This is a genomic window from Synergistetes bacterium HGW-Synergistetes-1, from assembly GCA_002839185.1.
Classification (GTDB): Bacteria; Synergistota; Synergistia; order Synergistales; family Synergistaceae; genus Caenicola.
In genome coordinates, this window is the sequence record PGXO01000001.1 from 144316 (window position 1) to 162619 (window position 18304).

General features: G+C 48.1%; 16 protein-coding genes. All 16 read left to right on the forward strand.

What is annotated here, in order from left to right; genetic code table 11:
* Nucleotides 1–17: 17 nt before the first annotated feature.
* The 16 genes from clpP (at nt 18) to CVV54_00805 (ending at nt 18304) form a co-directional block, all read left to right on the forward strand.
* Nucleotides 18–602 (forward strand): ATP-dependent Clp endopeptidase, proteolytic subunit ClpP, encoded by a 585-nt coding sequence (gene clpP / locus CVV54_00730; GenBank protein ID PKL05378.1) that lies wholly within the window; start codon nt 18–20, stop codon nt 600–602.
* Nucleotides 603–704: 102 nt separating this feature from the next.
* Nucleotides 705–2024 (forward strand): ATP-dependent Clp protease ATP-binding subunit ClpX, encoded by a 1320-nt coding sequence (locus CVV54_00735; GenBank protein PKL05379.1) that lies wholly within the window; start codon nt 705–707, stop codon nt 2022–2024.
* 3 nt (nt 2025–2027) lie between these two features.
* Nucleotides 2028–4343, forward strand: coding sequence for an endopeptidase La (gene lon / locus CVV54_00740; GenBank protein ID PKL05380.1), 2316 nt, complete (start codon nt 2028–2030; stop codon nt 4341–4343).
* Between the two features lie 12 nt (nt 4344–4355).
* Entirely contained in the window at nt 4356–4988 is a 633-nt protein-coding gene (locus tag CVV54_00745) for a ribosome biogenesis GTP-binding protein YsxC (GenBank protein ID PKL05381.1), read from the forward strand.
* A 96-nt stretch (nt 4989–5084) separates the two neighbouring features.
* Nucleotides 5085–7751, forward strand: a complete 2667-nt coding sequence (locus tag CVV54_00750) for a valine--tRNA ligase (protein PKL05382.1) — start codon at nt 5085–5087, stop codon at nt 7749–7751.
* Between the two features lie 2 nt (nt 7752–7753).
* On the forward strand, nt 7754–9067 hold the full coding sequence (locus CVV54_00755; protein PKL05383.1) for a hypothetical protein: 1314 nt from the start codon (nt 7754–7756) through the stop codon (nt 9065–9067).
* Nucleotides 9060–9833: a hypothetical protein gene (locus tag CVV54_00760; GenBank protein PKL05384.1), complete on the forward strand. Its 774-nt coding sequence runs from the start codon at nt 9060–9062 to the stop codon at nt 9831–9833. Before CVV54_00755 ends, CVV54_00760 begins: the two co-directional genes overlap by 8 nt.
* A 59-nt stretch (nt 9834–9892) precedes the next feature.
* A complete protein-coding gene (locus tag CVV54_00765; GenBank protein PKL05385.1) occupies nt 9893–10864 on the forward strand; it encodes a UDP-N-acetyl-D-glucosamine dehydrogenase in 972 nt (323 codons plus the stop codon).
* A gap of 109 nt (nt 10865–10973) precedes the next feature.
* Nucleotides 10974–11204 (forward strand): flagellar biosynthesis protein FliR, encoded by a 231-nt coding sequence (locus tag CVV54_00770; protein ID PKL05386.1) that lies wholly within the window; start codon nt 10974–10976, stop codon nt 11202–11204.
* 52 nt (nt 11205–11256) lie between these two features.
* Nucleotides 11257–12192, forward strand: a complete 936-nt coding sequence (locus CVV54_00775) for a methylmalonyl Co-A mutase-associated GTPase MeaB (protein ID PKL05387.1) — start codon at nt 11257–11259, stop codon at nt 12190–12192.
* A gap of 57 nt (nt 12193–12249) precedes the next feature.
* A complete protein-coding gene (locus CVV54_00780; protein PKL05388.1) occupies nt 12250–13365 on the forward strand; it encodes an RpiB/LacA/LacB family sugar-phosphate isomerase in 1116 nt (371 codons plus the stop codon).
* Nucleotides 13366–13390: 25 nt separating this feature from the next.
* Complete coding sequence (locus CVV54_00785) at nt 13391–14272, forward strand: undecaprenyl/decaprenyl-phosphate alpha-N-acetylglucosaminyl 1-phosphate transferase (GenBank protein PKL05389.1); 882 nt, start codon at nt 13391–13393, stop codon at nt 14270–14272.
* A 73-nt stretch (nt 14273–14345) separates the two neighbouring features.
* Nucleotides 14346–15479: a UDP-N-acetylglucosamine 2-epimerase (non-hydrolyzing) gene (locus CVV54_00790; GenBank protein PKL05390.1), complete on the forward strand. Its 1134-nt coding sequence runs from the start codon at nt 14346–14348 to the stop codon at nt 15477–15479.
* A 44-nt stretch (nt 15480–15523) separates the two neighbouring features.
* Nucleotides 15524–16768 carry a UDP-N-acetylglucosamine 1-carboxyvinyltransferase gene (gene murA, locus CVV54_00795; protein ID PKL05391.1) on the forward strand — a complete coding sequence of 415 codons (1245 nt, stop codon included), beginning with the start codon at nt 15524–15526 and terminating at the stop codon, nt 16766–16768.
* Between the two features lie 19 nt (nt 16769–16787).
* Nucleotides 16788–17645, forward strand: a complete 858-nt coding sequence (locus CVV54_00800) for a hypothetical protein (GenBank protein ID PKL05392.1) — start codon at nt 16788–16790, stop codon at nt 17643–17645.
* Complete coding sequence (locus tag CVV54_00805) at nt 17645–18304, forward strand: uracil-DNA glycosylase (protein ID PKL05393.1); 660 nt, start codon at nt 17645–17647, stop codon at nt 18302–18304. The genes CVV54_00800 and CVV54_00805 overlap by 1 nt, the downstream gene beginning before the upstream one ends.

Genomic DNA, 18304 nt, shown 5'->3' on the forward strand with positions numbered 1-18304 from the left:
GAAAGGGAGCGTATAAATTGTCACAATTAATACCGATGGTAGTGGAACAGACCGGTAGAGGTGAGCGTTCTTACGACATCTACAGCAGGCTCTTGAAGGACAGGATAATTTTCCTGGGTTCCGAGATCAATGATGATGTAGCAAACCTTGTTGTTGCTCAGCTTTTATTCCTTGAGAGCGAAGACCCGGAGAAGGATGTTTTTATTTACATCAACAGCCCGGGAGGGGTTATCACATCAGGTCTGGCTATCTATGACACCATGCAGTACATCAAGCCTCAGGTATCGACCATATGCACTGGCCTGGCCGCCAGTATGGGCGCGTTCCTCCTTGCCGCAGGCGCAGAAGGGAAAAGGATCGCTCTCCCGAACGCGAGGATAATGATCCATCAGCCTACAGGAGGCGCAAAGGGACAGGCTTCGGATGTCAAGATACATGCTGAGGAGATTTTGTATACAAGAAAGAGGCTGAACGACCTGCTTTCAAAGCATACCAAACAGCCCCTGAAAGTGATAGATAAAGATACGGACAGGGATTTCTTCATGTCGGCGGAAGAAGCGCTGAAATACGGTATCGTCGATAAGATAATCGAAAAACGGTGACCGAAATAATCAATTTTTAGGGGATTCCGTCAGGGGTCCCCTGATTCTAATCTACACAGATGCTCTTTACTGAAGAGCGCAATTTGATCGAGGTGCATTCGCTTGTACGACAAAAACCAAAATAAGGAAAACAATAACCGCAGAAAGCCCAGATGCTCATTCTGCGGCAAGAGTCAGGACGAGGTATCCAAACTGATAGCCGGTCCTGCCAATACATTTATATGCTCAGACTGCATCCAGCTCTGCAATGTCATACTGAGGGACGAAAAAGGGGCTCCTTCTTTCAAAGATAATGCAATGACCAAAGCAAAGCCCGATTACACTTCAGTCCCTGTTTTGGAAAAGCTGCCAAAACCAAAAGAGATCAAGGAATTTCTTGACCAGTATGTGATCGGCCAGGACCACGCCAAGAAGGTACTGTCTGTGGCTGTTTACAACCATTATCAGAGAATAACCAACATCTGTACTGAAGATGACGAAGTAGAGCTGCCTAAAAGTAATGTTCTTCTGGTCGGTCCGACAGGATGCGGTAAAACGTTGCTTGCTCAGACACTGGCCAAGATGCTCAATGTGCCATTTGCCATGACCGATGCGACAACCCTTACTGAAGCCGGTTATGTCGGTGAGGACGTGGAAAACATACTGCTGAGGCTTCTGCAGGCGGCTGATTTTGACATTGATGCTGCACAGCGGGGGATCATTTACATCGACGAAATTGACAAAATATCACGAAAATCGGAATCAGTCTCTATTACTCGTGATGTCTCAGGCGAGGGAGTCCAGCAGGCCCTGCTTAAGATAATCGAGGGAACGGTCGCCAACATACCTCCTAAAGGCGGCCGCAAGCATCCAAGCCAGGAAATGATCCCGATGGACACGAGCAACATCCTCTTCATATGCGGAGGCGCATTTGACGGACTGGAGAAGTTGATCGCCAAAAGGACAAGTGAAAAGTCACTGGGCTTTGGCGGCGACCTTACCAAAAATCTAAATAAAAATTCTTCTTATGAGCTATTAAAAAAGCTTCAGCCGGACGACCTTCGTTCCTATGGATTCATACCTGAATTTATTGGAAGACTGCCTGTGCTTGTGGCTCTCGAAGCCCTTACTGAAGAAGCCCTGATAAGGATCCTCCTTGAGCCCCGAAATGCCCCGCTAAAACAGTACAAGAAGCTCTTCTCCCTAGAAGGGATAGATCTGGTATTTACGGATGATGCTGTCCACACCATAGCGGAAAAAGGAGCAAAACTGAATACCGGCGCAAGGGGACTGAGGACCATCCTTGAATCCCTTATGCTCGATATGCAGTATGAATTACCAGACAAGTCATCCGGGATCAACATGCTTACTGTCACAAAAGATGTAGTAAACGGGCTGGAGAAACCTGTTCAGTCCTCCAAAAATGAAAAAGAGGCTGTCTGATCCATGCACATCCATCCTGTCGTCCCTGTAAGAGATATGGTAGTTTTCCCAGGGGTCATAGCTCCTCTCTTCGTGGGAAGACCACGTTCTGCGCGGGCGCTTGAAGAGGCGAATGCAAGGGGACACCTAGTTTTTATCACAGCTCAGAAAAATTCTATGATAGATAACCCAGAACCTGATGACCTCAACACAACAGGAACACTCTGCAAGGTACTCCAGACTGTGCGCATGCCTGACGGCACCATAAAGGCTGTGCTTGAGGGAGGATGGAGGTGCAGGGCGGTACACTTTATATCAGGAGACAGTTTTCTTGAGGCAGAAATTGAGAAGATTCCTTCTACTAATACGGCCCACACAAACCAGGCAGAAGCTCTGCGCAGGGCAGTACTTTCTGAGTTTGAATCATACGTGAAACTGAACCTTAAGCTGCCTGACGAAGTGACCCATTCGGCAGAAAATATTGGCGACATTGACCTGTTCGCTGATATCGTCGCATCTCACAGCCTTATTAAACATGAAGACAAACAAAGACTCCTGGAGACCCCAGACCTTATCGAGCGCCTCCGCATGCTGCTTGCTGTACTTATGAGGGAAAACGAATTCCTCAAAATGGAGCATGACATTCAGGAAAAGGTAAGAAATGAGATGGACAAGGGGCAGAAGCAGTACTACCTGAGAGAGCAGCTAAAGATTATCCAGCAGGAGCTGGGCGACGACAGCCCCCTTTCAGAGATTGAGGAGCTGCGGGCCAGGACAGAGAAGACCGAGATGCCGGATGAAGCCAGAGATAAAGTAATGCGTGAACTGGACCGGTATGCAAGGATGGCGCCCATTTCACCTGAAGCAACTGTCGCAAGGACATATATAGAATGGCTTCTGGACATTCCATGGAACATCTGTTCCGAAGACCATCTCAATCTGAAAGATGCCCGCAAGGTACTGGAAGAAGACCATTACGGCCTCGAAGAGGTAAAGGAACGCATTCTTGAATTCCTGGCCGTGAGGAAGCTTGCAGCAGACAATATGAGGGCCCAGGTACTCTGCTTTGTCGGACCTCCCGGAGTCGGAAAAACCTCTCTGGGAAGATCCATTGCAAGGACGATGGGAAGAAAATTTGTAAACATGTCTCTCGGAGGAATGCGTGATGAAGCTGAGATACGCGGCCATAGAAGGACCTATGTCGGAGCTCTTCCCGGAAGGATAATACAGAAGATCAAAGCAGCTGGGACCAACAACCCCGTACTCCTGATGGACGAGATAGACAAAATAGGCAATGATTTCAGGGGCGATCCTGCAGCAGCACTGCTTGAGGTACTCGACCCGGAACAGAACTGCAGTTTCACCGATAATTTTCTTGAGATATCCTTTGACCTGAGCAAGGTCATGTTCATAACAACTGCAAACAGCACAGGCACAATACCCAAGCCGCTGCTTGACAGGATGGAGATCATCCCTCTGCCCGGCTACGTTGCCGAGGAGAAGGTCAAGATCGCGAAAAAACACCTTCTGCCCAGGATTCTGAAGGAACACGGCCTTACAAAAAAGGATCTTACTATCCCCGACGTTACCGTAAGGAATATCATAACTGCATACACAATGGAAGCAGGCGTAAGGAACCTTGACAGACAGCTTTCCAAGATAGCAAGGAAAGTAGCAGCAGAAATAGCAAATTCTTCGACCTCAGAAGAAAATAAAAAAACCATAAGCGTAACAAATGATCTTATGAAGAAAATGCTTGGTGCGCCAAAACTCCATACGACAAAGATACCAAAGGAAGATCCCCTGGGGACGGCTCTTGGCCTTGCCTGGACTGAATCAGGCGGTTCTGTCATCCTTATTGAATCAGCTGTTATGGAGGGCAACGGAAACGTATCCTACACGGGAAACCTTGGAGATATTATGCAGGAATCTGCTCAGACAGCTCTTGCCTATTTGAGATCCAACGCTTCATCTTTCGGCCTTGAAAACTTTGACTGGAAGAAAAAAGACATCCATATACATGTCCCTGAAGGCGCAGTACCCAAAGACGGACCGTCCGCGGGCATAACACTTGCCCTTTCGCTCTGTTCCGCACTTACCGGCAGGAGAGTGGACGTCTCCTATGCGATGACCGGTGAGATGACTCTTCACGGAGACGTGCTGCCTATCGGTGGAATCAGAGAAAAAATGCTTGCCGCCAAGAGACTTGGCATTAAAAAGCTTATACTGCCCGAAGATAACAAATCAGATGTAGGGGAGCTTGGCGATTGGATCAAGACAGGCATGAAGATACATTACGTATCTAAGATAACCGGCGTTTTCCAACTGGCGCTGAAGTAAGGGGAAAACGAAATGACAGCCTGGAAATCAGAGCTTTACTGCACTGCCTTTACCAAGGATCAGATACCTGCCCCTGAGAAGAATGAGATCGTTGTTGTCGGCCGTTCTAACGTTGGCAAGTCGACCCTTATAAATTCACTTCTTGAAAGAAAAATAGCCAAAGTAAGCTCTAAACCAGGAAAGACGAGAAGCATAAACTTTTACAAAGTCTCAGCCGGGGAAGACGATTTCACATTGGTCGACATCCCGGGTTACGGTTATGCCGCCAGGGGGCTTGATGAACGCAGGACATGGTGGAGGCTCATAGAGGACTATTTCAATTCTGACAGGCCAATAAGCTACGTCATACACCTTATGGATTTCAGGCACGGCCCGCTTGCCAATGACAACGAACTTACAGGCTGGCTGGATGGGATGGACATGCCAAGACTTGTTGTTTTCACAAAAGGGGATAAAATATCTCCCGGGAAAAGAAAAGGCCTTTACCAGCAGTACATGCGGGCAGGCCTTGACTCGATACTGCCTCCCTTTATAACTTCAGGGACAAATGACAGAGAAATGCAAGCCCTCAGGGAAGGTATCAAAAATATCATCAAAGAGATCGCTAAAATGGACCTTGCAGCAGCAAAAAAAGCAAAAAAGTGACCTGTATACCCGAGGATCCGGAACGGCCGGACCGTCGGGATGGGCAAATAGATCCGGATACAGCCACCAGGCGTATCCAACGAGGAGGAAGACCGGATGGAATCCGAGAAAACCGTGTTAGGCAAAGGTTACGAACCAGCACCGATTGAAGACAAGTGGTACATGAGATGGGTAGAAGAGGGGCTCTTTAAAGCTGACCCATCTTCTTCAAAACCGCATTACTCAATAGTTATCCCTCCTCCCAACGTAACTGGCTCCCTGCATGTAGGGCATGCACTGGACAACACGCTGCAGGACATTCTTTGCAGGACCAAAAGGATGCAGGGTTTCGAGGTGCTTTGGCTCCCTGGAACAGACCACGCCGGTATCGCTACTCAGAACGTAGTTGAACGCTCTCTTGCAGCGAAAGGTATATCACGCCACGATCTGGGGCGTGAGGAGTTCGTATCAAGGGTGTGGGAATGGAAAGAGGAGTACGGAAGCACGATAATCAACCAGCTGAAAAAACTCGGAGCTTCATGCGACTGGGACAGGGAACGTTTTACGATGGACGAAGGACTGTCCGTAGCTGTCCGAAAAATTTTTGTCGATCTTTATAAAAAGGATCTCATCTACAGGGGAAAATATCTTATCAACTGGTGTCCGAGATGCCACACCGCACTCTCAGACCTCGAAGTCGAGCATGAGGACAAGGACGGCAAATTCTATGAGGTAGCTTACAAATTCGCAGACGGAGACGGATGCCTTAAGGTAATGACGACCCGACCCGAGACTATCCTCGGAGATACCGCAATAGCAATACATCCAAGGGATGAGAAGAACCGCCATCTTGTCGGTAAAAATGTGATCGTGCCGATCGTAGGCAGAGTGATCCCTGTGATCGAAGACAACATGGTCGACCCTGAGTTTGGATCAGGCTGTGTAAAGATCACCCCTGCCCACGACCCCAACGATTTCCTGGTCGGACAGAGGCATGGACTTGAACAGATACAAGTGATCGACGACAACGGCATCATGTGCGGAGAAGAATCAGGCAGATATGCAGGCATGGACCGCTTCGAAGCAAGAAAGGCCATAGTTGAGGACCTCAAGAACGACGGTTCCCTCATAGGGATAGAAGATATTAAACATTCTGTTGGCGAATGCTACCGCTGCCACACCGTTATCGAGCCATATCTTTCAGAACAGTGGTTCGTAAGGGCCAAGCCCCTTGCAGAGGCTGGAGTCGCCTCGGTCAAAGCCGGAAATATCCGTTTCGTGCCTGATCAGTGGACCAACGTCTATTATCAATGGATGGAAAACATCAGGGACTGGTGCATTTCAAGGCAGCTTTGGTGGGGACACAGGATCCCGGCATGGTACTGCGACAAGTGCGGCGAGATCATAGTTGAAACAGAGGAACCCAAATCATGCCCGAAGTGCGGCAATACCGAACTCAGGCAGGACGAGGACGTCCTTGATACATGGTTCTCCAGCGCCCTTTGGCCCTTCTCAACAATGGGATGGCCGGAAGAGACCGATCTGCTTAAGAAGTTCTATCCGACATCAGTACTCGTAACAGGGTTCGACATCATTTTTTTCTGGGTGGCCAGGATGATAATGTTCGGACTTGAGGGCATGAAGGGAGAAGTTCCCTTTCATGACGTATATATCCACGCCCTGGTCCGTGATGAAAAAGGACAGAAGATGAGCAAGTCCAAGGGCAATGTTATCGACCCTCTGACGATAGTCCGGGAATACGGTGCAGACGCACTGAGGTTCACGATCGCAGCGCTTACAGTACAGGGCCGTGACATATTCCTCTCTACAGAAAGGATCGCAACCTACAGGCTCTTCATGAACAAGCTCTGGAACGCGAGCCGCTTTGCCTTGATGAACCTTGAGGACGCTGAGGCCGGAATGAAATGGAAGGACAATGAGCTCCGGCTGCACGACAAATGGATACTCAACAGAATATCACAGGTCTCAACTGAGATGACCCGACTCATTGACGGTTATTTCTTCGGGGAATCCGCCAGACTCATGTATGATTTCGTCTGGGGTGAACTCTGCGACTGGTATCTGGAACTTTCCAAGCCCGCGCTCAGAGGGGAAGAGGGCGAGGCCAGGAGAAAGACGACCCAGGCTGTCCTGCTTGCTGTATTCGAAGACGTTCTGAAGCTTCTGCATCCTTACATACCATTTGTCACAGAAGAACTGTGGCAGGCTTTCCCCTTCGGAAACGGGATAATCGAACGCACAGAATGGCCCGGTCCAAGGATCGAAAAGATAGATGAGGATGTCATTAACGAAATGGATCTGGTACGCGAGGTCATAAGGTCTGTAAGGAATCTCAGGGCTGAAGCGCACATTGCTCCTCAGCAGGTGATCCCCAGGGCGGTCCTCTCTGTTCACAACGACGAAAAATTGGTACTGATAAGATCGTCCGAATCTCAGATAACACTCCTCACCAAGGTCGAGAGGATAGAGATCATGGACAGGGAGGCGAAGAAACCGCAGAAGAGCCTTGCGTCCGTCCTCGACGACGTTCAGGTATATCTGCCCGTAGGAGACCTTCTTGACGTGGAAAAGGAGATCCAGCGCCTTAACAACGATCTTTCAAAGATCGAAAAGGACATCGAAAAGGGCTTGGCAAAACTTGCAAACCCGCAGTTCGTAGAGAGAGCGCCTGAAGAAGTCATATTGAAGGAAAAGGCCTCCCTTTCTGACAACGAGGCAAAGAGGGACAGGATCAGAGAAAACCTTTCAAGCCTTAACGACTGATAATGCATGACATTAAGAAATTCCAGGAAATAGAAAAGAGACTTCTGCATCTGGCAAGCCCGGGAATAAGACCCGGACTTGCCAGACTTTCACATCTTCTACTTCTACTCGGAAACCCCGAAAGAAAATTCAAGGCTGTCCATGTGGTAGGTACAAACGGCAAGGGCTCAACAGCTTCCACACTTTCTTCCATAATGAAAGAATCAGGATATAAGGCTGCCCTCTATACAAGCCCCCATCTCGTCTCCTTCGGTGAGAGGCTTAACATTGGCGGGGAAGAGGCGCTTCCCGAAATGTGGGAAAGAGCACTTGGAATAATTGAAAAGAAGATAGCATCATCAGATCGTCTGAGATCTGACCCTCCCACATATTTTGAACTGATCACAGCAACTGCCTTCATGATAATTGCAGAAGAAGATGTCGACATAGCGGTCGTAGAAGCAGGGCTTGGAGGAAGGCTCGATGCTACAAATATACTCTCAGATGTCCTACTCACCCTTATAACCCCGATCGGCATAGACCATTCGGAATATCTTGGCAATTCACTCGCCTCTGTTGCGAAAGAAAAATTCGCAGTGATGAGACCGGGGATCCCGGCGATATTTTCCGGCGGAGAAGAAGATATAGAAAGTATTTTTTTTGATACCGCATTTAAAAAGGGTACACCGGCACAGGTCCTCCGAAGGCTGTGCAGCTACGGGACCGTACAGGTCTCTTTCAAAGGTACGGATTTTTATGTTGAATCAGAGTGTCTGTGCGCCGATTACCACACCCCCCTGATCGGGACCCACCAGACAGAGAATGCCGCTCTCGCACTTGCAGGCGCGTGTGCACTTAAATCCTCTTTAAAGTCAAGATTTGAAAATATAACCTTCCCTGCCCTTTATAACGGAGTCATTTCAGTAAAATGGCCTGGAAGATTCGAAATAATAAAAAAGGAGAGTCCGCTTCTGATCGTTGACGGAGCTCATAACCCTCACGCACTCATAAGGCTTGCTGAAAATACAGGGATCATATACGGCAGCGAAGTTTTCAACCTGGTGGTCGCGATGATGAAGGACAAGGACATCTCAGAAAGCCTTGATATAATAAAAAAAATGGGAACGACCCTCTACTGCACACAGGTACCCGGCATGGACCGAAGCCTGTCTGCGAAAGACCTTTTGGTGATGGCTGAGAAAAAAGACATCACTTGTGCAGGTAAGTGGGAAGACCCGATATTGGCCGTTGAAAAGAGCTTGGATACGGGAAGGGACACTATCTGCTGCGGGAGCCTCTTTCTTAGCGGCTTCGTTAAGGAGCATTTTGATGACTAACAGAGGATTTGAATGCAGGGATGAAAAGCGACAGAAGGAACTCAGGCTGATAATGCCGGAGGAACTGCAGTCTCAATTTTTCGCTACTATCTACTGCAGGGGAGAACTAATGGACGGCACTGAAGGGGATCCTGAAAAAATATGGGCGGCTCTGTCCTCTAATTTTAATAATGTTCAGTTGGTTGCACCATACCAGGTACACGGGACTACCATAATTCCTTCATCTTCATCTTTTGCCCTGCCTCTCAGACCGGAAGCCGATGGAGTACTGATAGATACTTCATCAAATTCGATGGCAAGTCTCAGGTTCGCTGACTGCTGTCCTGTAGTCATTGCTGCCTACTCTCCGGAACCGTGGATGCTCCTTCTTCATTCCGGATTTATCGGTACAGCAAAGAACATCGTCGGCAGATCACTGGCCGGGCTTTCCGAAAACAAGCCCGGATGGAAGAGTGAAAGTATCCGGGCCTGGATAGGACCATGCATATGCAAAGACTGTTACTCAAGAAAAATGGAAGATCCGTCCACACAAAATGCATTGACAGCCTTTTCTCCGGATAATTACTGTAAAAAAAACGGGGTAGTCTATTTTGACATTAAGGGCGAAATAAAAAGGCAGTTGATGCAATGCGGTCTGCCTTATGATAATATCTATGGGGCCGAAGGCTGTACATGCTGTAACAACGACTTTTATTATTCCTATCGTGCCGGTGATGAAAGAACAAGAATATTTCTTCTTGGTGGGAATACCACAAAACAGGCGTGATAGGTGAGAATTATTAAAGTTGCAGGAATCAATTACTCTCTACGTGAGGTGAACATGGGATGGACAACATAAAGGTCGGAGTTATCGGCGTTGGACATTTGGGCATGCATCATGCCAGAGTATATACAGAAATTCTTGGAGCCCAGCTTGTAGGGATAGTTGACATAAACGAAGAAAGGGCCCATTCAGTAGCTGACCCGCTCGGAGTTATTTCATACAGCAGCATAGAAACATTTATCAAACAGACCCATCCTGACGCTCTCAGCATAGTTGTTCCTACCAGCCACCACTTCGAAGTAGCAAAGATCGCGATGGAAAACGGTATACATGTTCTCATTGAAAAACCTGTCACTTCAAGCGTTAATGAGGCAGAAAAGCTGCTTAACCTGGCGGTAAAAAAGGACCTTATACTACAGGTGGGGCACATCGAAAGATTCAACAGCGCGGTTCAGCATGTCAGGGAATTCATTAACGACCCCTATTTCATCCAGACCCACAGGATGGGGCCGTTCTCACCAAGGATCAGCGATGTTGGTGTTGTGCTTGACCTTATGATACACGACGTTGATATCATTCTCTCCCTGATCAATTCTGAACTTGTCTCCATATCTGCTATCGGAAGATGCATCAGGACGGAACATGAGGATATCGCCTCGGCACAGCTTACTTTTGCAAACGGAGCCATGGCTCACATACTAGTCAGCCGCGTATCGGAAAAGAGGGTACGCCAGATGGAGATAACAGAGGCAGAGAGGTACATCACTGTAAATTATGAATCACAGGATATTTCTGTACAGCGCTGCGTGAGGCAGAGCGGCGGAAATCTTGTTGAGGTCATGGAACACCCTGTTTTCCCGAAAACAGAACCGCTCAAGATGGAACTGCAGCATTTCGTATCATGTGTCAGGGAAGGGCGCCAGCCCATGGTAGGCATCAAAGACGGCAAAAGGGCGCTCGAAGTATGTGTTGCGGTACTCAGGCAGATACATGAAGAAAAATCTGAAGCCGGCGCGCTGCTTTCAGCAATATAGACAAATAACAAATGACATTCCGGCCGATAAGAGTTATTATCTAGAGAGGAGATAATCCTCTCTTTTTTTTTGAGGAATTATCGCTGATTGAAAGGATGTATCTGATTTGATGGATTTTATCAAAAATATTCCACCTGTAAACCTCCAGGCACTGGTGGCTCTTGCTCTTTTTGGAGCATCCCTCCTTGTGGCCCGAATGGTCGTAAATATCCAGTCGGGGAAGTGGCCGGGAGGCCCTATGTTTGTATTGTACCTCAGGGTACTTCTGGGATTTCTTTTTGCAGGATCAATAGGCCTTGGTTTTTACTGTTTTGCAGGAATAAACATTCTTTTTAAATAAGCTCTGTAAAACGTAAGTTAAGTTTTTTATAAACAGTTAGGAGAGTTGATTTATGGAAAAGTTTCTGAATAACGCGTTCAAAGGGGACCCAAGATCCATTGGCCGCCTAATAAGTCTTGTTGAGGCTGATACCCCTTCCGCAAAGGAAATAATGAAACAGATATATCCCCGGACAGGAAAAGCCAAGGTAATTGGCATTACAGGAAGTCCCGGCGCAGGCAAAAGCACTTTTGTAGACAGGCTGATTGAACAGTTCAAGGCTGACAACATGAAAGTGGGAGTAATAGCGATAGATCCGTCAAGCCCTTTTACAGGGGGGGCCATCCTCGGAGACAGGCTGCGTATGCAGAGCCATGCGCTTGACGAGGGTGTATTCATCAGAAGCATGGGATCCAGAGGACACCTTGGCGGAGTAAGCAGGTCAACACATGAGGCTGCCCTTATCCTAGATGCATGCGGCTTTGACGTCGTCCTTATCGAAACAGTAGGAGTGGGACAGTCCGAGGTCGACATAATCAAAATAGCTGATACTGTAGTTCTTGTCCTTGTGCCCGGCATGGGTGACGATGTCCAGATTATGAAGGCCGGGATCATGGAGATAGCAGATACATTTGTCGTTAACAAGGCGGATAAGGAAGGGGCAGACAAGGTCGCTGCAGATGTTCAGGTAATGCTCAAGATGCTGAAGGAAAAGGAATGGGTACCCCCGGTAACACTAGTGTCATCACAGAACAATACGGGAGTGGAAGAAGTTAAAAATACGCTTAACGACCACTGGAACTATCTCCACACTTCCAGCGAAGGCAAAAAAAGACGCTTTATCCAGCTAGAGATGGAAGTCGAGGCCATACTAAGGGGAGAAATATCCCTTATGACTGAGAAAATATGGAAAAAACGCAAAGACACCGGGATACTGGAGGATCTGGCTTCCAGAAAGGCTGATCCATACACTCTCGCCGGGGAACTGATCTCACAGATCGTCAAATGATCAATTGCAGCAAAGCAATATAACATCTATCAAACCTTATTCTCGGGAGGATCATATATGAAAATTGCACTGGGAGCTGACCATGCGGGATACGGACTTAAGGAAGAGATCAAGGAACACCTTACATCATCAGGACATGAGATCATTGACTGCGGGACCTCTTCGGGAGACCTCAGCGTCGATTATCCCGACTGCGGATTCAGGACTGCCGAAACAGTAGCCAGCCATAAGGCGGATCTCGGGATCCTTTTCTGTGGAACCGGGATCGGGATGAGCATAACCGCAAACAAAGTCGCAGGGATCAGGGCAGCTCTATGCCATGATCATTTCACAGCCGCGATGAGCCGCAGGCACAATAATGCAAACGTCCTGGCCATTGGAAGCAGGGTGACCGGATCAGGCCTTGCAAAAGAGATAGTCGATACTTGGCTTAACGAAGAGTTTGAAGGCGGAAGGCACGCTTTCCGGATAGACAAAATCACAGCCTTTGAGAGAGACCATGCCTCCGATAACGCTTCAGCAACATGTTCATCTAATTCAGCAGGAGGAAGAACAGTTGTTGTGGATCATCCCCTTGTAAGGCACAAACTTGGACTCATGAGGGACAAGAACACGTCATCCAAGGATTTCAGGGATCTTGTCCAGGAAGTGGCAGGACTCATGGTATATGAGATAACGAGGCACCTCTCCCTTGAAGAGATAGAGATTGAAACTCCTGTTGCAAAGACAAGGGTATTCACACTTTCAGGCAAAAAGCTGGCCATTGTGCCGGTATTGAGGGCCGGACTTGGAATGGTCGAAGGCATCCTTAAGCTTATACCTAATGCCAAAGTGGGGCATATTGGACTTTACAGAGATCCTGTAACTCTGATGCCTGTCGATTATTATTGCAAACTGCCCAAAGACATTTCTGAAAGAGACATTTTCGTTGTAGATCCAATGCTTGCAACAGGCGGATCAGCAGCTGCAGCGGTAGCGCATATAAAGGGTTACGGCGGTAAAAGGATCGCACTCGTTTCCCTGCTGTCTGCTCCTGAAGGAATTGCGAGATTCCATGAGGAACACCCGGATGTCGATATTTATACCGCAGCGGTCGACAGTCATCTGAACGATCACGGCTATATCGTGCCTGGACTTGGAGATGCAGGAGACAGACTTTTCGGTACAAAATAGATGATGAGAAATTAGGACGGGTCCTGTGTTTTCAATATATCTCTTCACCCTGGTGACTTTTTTGTGGGGACTCATTGCAACACCTGTTTCTATTGGTCTTGCACAAAAATTCAGGCTCCTGGACATACCCGGCGGCAGAAAAAAACACAACAGCATCATGCCGCGCGGTGCGGGCATTGTGCTGTGGAGCGGTTACCTGCTTTGGGCGCTTTTCGTAGGCAACCCCGGGGTAGAAGTACCCTATATAGCTACCGGTGCGACAATAGTGTTCATAGTTGGCTACATGGATGACATGCACCCGCTGCCTCCTGTCATGAGACTCTTTTTTCATTTGGCCGCGGCTGCGTGGGTTTCCTATGCTCTCCCTATTCCACTATGGCAGCGAATGTTGATTATTTTCTGGATAACGGGTACCACTAACGCCTATAACCTCATAGACGGAATGGATGGCCTCTGTCTTACCATGACTCTTATAACCGCTCTTGTCGCAATATTTGCAGGAAACCCCGCTGTATGGATGCCGGTAGCAGGACTGGTATTCGGGGTGCTGCTATGGAATTTCCCGCAGCCGAGGACATTTCTGGGTGACGGAGGAAGTACCCTCTTAGGATATATATGTGCTTCACATCTTGCGTGGAGCATTTTCCCGGACCTCTTCGGAAAAGGATTTTTCAGCCTTGCGGCTGTACTCTTCTTTATTGGAGGGATACCTGTAATAGATACTCTGGTCGCAATGACAAGGCGTCTTTTGACGAAAAAATCACCCTTTTCTCCTGACAGGGGACATGCTCACCACCGTCTTCTTGACAGCGGTTTTTCAAAACTGCAGACTCTGTCGATAATGGGAATCGCACATCTGGTACTGGTACTTATGGGACTGCACCTTCTTGGGACTAAATTATTTTAGTATCGGTGCAAATCTGTTAATATTGTAAACTTAACATAAGCAGGGGAAGAACTGATTTTAGGAGGATGTTTCTATGAGCCGTAAAACTGTGGTCTGTGTGGTTGGGACCCGACCCGAGGCTATAAAAATGGCGCCTGTTGTGCTAGCCCTGCGCAGCCAGGGTTATTTTGACGTAAAGATACTGGCTACGGGACAGCATTCTACGATGCTGGACCAGGCTCTTGGCCATTTCAAACTAACAGCTGATGTAAACCTTCACATCATGAAGGAAAGACAGAGTCTGGACCATATTACTTCTTCAGTACTCACAGGAGCAGGAGAGTATTATGACAGTCTAGAGCCTGCCGCTGTTCTGGTACACGGTGATACTACAACTACATTCGCCGCCGCCCTTGCAGGTTTTTATAGGAAAATACCCGTTGGGCACGTTGAAGCAGGACTCAGAAGCGGAAATATGCATCTCCCATTCCCTGAGGAAATGAACAGGGTACTGACTGACAGGATAACTACATGGGCATTCGCTCCTACTGAGCTTGCTAAAGAGAACCTTCTATGTGAGGGTACTCAGGAAGATATGATCCTTGTTACAGGCAACACTGTGATAGATGCTCTTTATTACACAGTAAAAAGCACATCGAAACCATTATGCCCTGAGCTCACAAGACTTCCAGAAGATGCTCCGTTCCTTCTCGTGACTGCACACAGAAGAGAGTCCTGGGGGGAGCCTCTTGAGGATATATGTTCTGCTCTTACGATGCTTCTGGACGCTCATCCTGAGCTTTGGATGGTCATCCCGATGCACAGGAACCCCTCTGTCAGGGAAACTATAAGAAAATATCTAGAGGATAGGGAAAAGGTAATACTCTGCGATCCGCTGGATTATCCGGACTTTGTATGGGCGATGAATGCTTCCATGTTCATATTAAGCGACAGCGGGGGAGTACAGGAAGAGGCTTCCGCGATCAAAAAGCCTGTCCTGATCCTGAGGGACGTTACAGAACGCCCCGAGGCTGTTGAAAAAGGCAGCGGGGTCATTGTCGGAGTAGACAGGGAAAAGATATATTCCAACGCAATCGAACTTCTTGAAAATAAAGATCATTTCACGGAGATAGAAAATAAGTGCAGGTTCCAGCCATTCGGAGACGGAACAGCCTCATTAAAGATCGCTGATGCATTAAAGGAATATTTTGAAAAAGACCGCAAGTAATTTTCTATCAGTTTGGACTGGAGTGACTGTTGTTGGAGGATAAAATGATCATCAGGGGGGGGACCCCTCTTTACGGTACGGTCGACGTGCAGGGAGCTAAGAATGCAGCCCTGCCGGTAATGGCTGCATCGATACTTCTGAAGGGAAAGAAACTGACCCTCAAAAAGGTCCCTGACCTCTATGATATTAATACCATGTCTGACCTGCTCAGGCATATTGGTATCACAGTAGAATTTAAAAATAATTTTATGACGATAGATGTCCCGGAAGAACTGAGTTGGGACGCTCCTTCTGAACTGGTCCGTAAGATGAGAGCATCCTCTCTGGTTTTGGGCCCGCTCCTTGCAAGATGCGGCAAGGCTATCCTTCCTTTGCCGGGAGGATGCGTCCTTGGAAGCCGGCCGATAGATTTCCATCTTAAAGGGCTTGCAAAAATGGGAGCGGAGATAGACCTGAACCGTGGTTCTGTTTACGCCAGCGCCGGAAAACTCAAGGGAGAAAGGATAACTCTGGACTACCCATCGGTAGGTGCAACTGAAAATCTTATGATGGCCGCTGCTCTGGCTCACGGAGTCACCTATATTGAAAATGCGGCCCAGGAACCTGAAATAATAAACCTGGCAGATGTGCTGAGACTTATGGGAATACCCGTCAAAGGAGACGGCACGCCGACGATTAGGATCACAGGCAGGCCGGAGGCCGGATCAGCCGAGGCTGAGATAATACCTGACAGAATAGAGGCCGCGACTTACCTCATAGCAGGGATAATTACAAAAGGGGCCGTGACTGTCAGAGGGATAGATTCAGGGCTCATTGACGCCATACTCCTTAAGCTTGAAGAGGCGGGGGCAACGATAGAGATCATGCTGGACGAGGTCACAGCCAAATGCAACGGCACTTTAACCGGAATACCTGTCAAGACCATGCCTTATCCGGGATTTCCGACAGATACACAGCCCCAGCTGATGGCCGCACTCGCCCTTGCTTCTGGAACGAGCGTAATACATGAGAGCGTTTTTGACTCAAGACTTCTTCACATAAACGAATTCAAAAAAATGGGAGCCAAGATCGAACTTCAGGATTCGACTGCAATAGTCACAGGAGTAGGTAAACTTATCGGGACCGAGGTCCACGCATCCAACCTGAGGGCAGGTGCCGCGCTTATACTGATGGGTCTGGCGGCCGAAGGAGCGACTACCGTTCACGACCTTTACCATGTATGGAGAGGCTATGAGGGTCTCGTTGATAAACTGAGATCCCTCGGAGCTGACATAGAGCTTATTGCCTAGCTCTTGAGAGGGCGGTCAGATGGAAGAGAGCAAGAATCAGCATAATAGAGAAGAGAAACTCCAACGGGTCACGACCTATGCTTTTGTGGGAGCTGCAGGGACAGGCAAGAGCCAGAGGGCACAGTCGGTAGCATCTATTGTTGATGCAGATTATATAATCGACGACGGACTTGTTATTTACAAGGGCAGCATAGTATGCGGCAAAAGCGCAAAATCCGAAAGGAACCAAATCAGCGCGATCAGGAGGGCCCTTTTTGAATTCGACGACCATCGCGATGAGGTCATGAATTTTTTTTCAAAAGCGGCTCCGTGCTCGCTTATGATAATCGCGACATCTGACGACATGGTGATGAGGATCATCAAAAAGCTGAAACTCCCTCTTCCTGAAAGGGTGATAAGGATAGAAGAAATTGCGGCGCCTGAAGAGATCAGCAAGGCCAGGAGAGAACGCTTCACTAAAGGAAAACACGTTATACCGGTCTCTCATGTCCTCGTAAGGAAGAATTTTGCAGGCAAGCTTGTCGGTCAGCTTAGGGTCTTCTGGAAATCTAAGGACAACCACGAGGGCGAGAAGACAATAGTAAGACCTCCCTTCAGTTTTTATGGGGAAGTCCACATTGAACCTGAGGCCATAGAAGATCTTGTGACCTTCATAGCAGGAAGAACGGCACAGGTCGCAAGGGTCGTAGAAGTCAACGTCAGCCCGGAGAACGAAGAAAGCCTTTCCATTACGATAAAGATAGCTGCAAGCCTGGGTGAAAAGAACTTCGTCACGCTTGCCACGCTAGTCAAGGAGAGGACAGCTGTAAGCGTAAGGTATTTTACAGGGGTCAACGTAAAAAATGTCGATGTAATAATAACGGAGGTGCTTATCTGATGGATGAGATAAAAAAAATTCCGGATCTCTCTGCCGAAGAAAAGGATAATGCACGGGGTATACTTTGGGAAAAGGCTAAGGCAGGCGCGCTCTCGTGCAATGGGTGCTCTCTGTCTGCAACAAGAACAAAAGTGGTCTTCGGTGACGGCAGCGAGCGCAGCAAGCTCCTGTTTATAGGCGAAGGCCCCGGCGCAGATGAAGACGAACAGGGGCTCCCTTTTGTAGGAAGGGCTGGCCAGCTTTTGACGCAAATACTTACAGCCGGCGGAATAGACAGGAAAGATGTCTACATAACCAACATAGTAAAATGCAGGCCGCCAGAAAACAGGATACCCACTCCCGAGGAAATGATAATTTGCGATCAGCATCTGCAGACACAGATAATGCTGATAGATCCCGAACTGATCATTCTGCTCGGCAACACTCCAACAAGATGGATATTGAAGACCAACGAGGGAATAACAAAAATCAGGGGCAAATGGTTTGAATGGCGTGGAAAAGCTGTGATGCCGATGTTTCACCCAAGCTATCTCTTAAGGAACGCATCTTCTAAAGAGGGAAGCCCCAAGCACCTTACATGGATCGACATACAGGAAGTAAAAAGATCGTGGGACATAGTCAGGGAGACCGGTAATTTAAGCCACATCAAATTCGGGTAG

Bases quoted from the DNA above. Each gene is read 5' to 3' on its own strand.
- CVV54_00770 (PKL05386.1), top strand. From the start codon at position 10,974: ATGGATTTTATCAAAAATATTCCACCTGTAAACCTCCAGGCACTGGTG.
- CVV54_00800 (PKL05392.1), top strand. From the start codon at position 16,788: ATGGAAGAGAGCAAGAATCAGCATAATAGAGAAGAGAAACTCCAACGG.
- CVV54_00750 (PKL05382.1), top strand. From the start codon at position 5,085: ATGGAATCCGAGAAAACCGTGTTAGGCAAAGGTTACGAACCAGCACCG.
- CVV54_00780 (PKL05388.1), top strand. From the start codon at position 12,250: ATGAAAATTGCACTGGGAGCTGACCATGCGGGATACGGACTTAAGGAA.
- CVV54_00775 (PKL05387.1), top strand. From the start codon at position 11,257: ATGGAAAAGTTTCTGAATAACGCGTTCAAAGGGGACCCAAGATCCATT.
- CVV54_00805 (PKL05393.1), top strand. From the start codon at position 17,645: ATGGATGAGATAAAAAAAATTCCGGATCTCTCTGCCGAAGAAAAGGAT.
- CVV54_00755 (PKL05383.1), top strand. From the start codon at position 7,754: ATGCATGACATTAAGAAATTCCAGGAAATAGAAAAGAGACTTCTGCAT.
- murA (PKL05391.1), top strand. From the start codon at position 15,524: ATGATCATCAGGGGGGGGACCCCTCTTTACGGTACGGTCGACGTGCAG.
- CVV54_00790 (PKL05390.1), top strand. From the start codon at position 14,346: ATGAGCCGTAAAACTGTGGTCTGTGTGGTTGGGACCCGACCCGAGGCT.
- lon (PKL05380.1), top strand. From the start codon at position 2,028: ATGCACATCCATCCTGTCGTCCCTGTAAGAGATATGGTAGTTTTCCCA.
- CVV54_00760 (PKL05384.1), top strand. From the start codon at position 9,060: ATGACTAACAGAGGATTTGAATGCAGGGATGAAAAGCGACAGAAGGAA.
- CVV54_00745 (PKL05381.1), top strand. From the start codon at position 4,356: ATGACAGCCTGGAAATCAGAGCTTTACTGCACTGCCTTTACCAAGGAT.
- CVV54_00765 (PKL05385.1), top strand. From the start codon at position 9,893: ATGGACAACATAAAGGTCGGAGTTATCGGCGTTGGACATTTGGGCATG.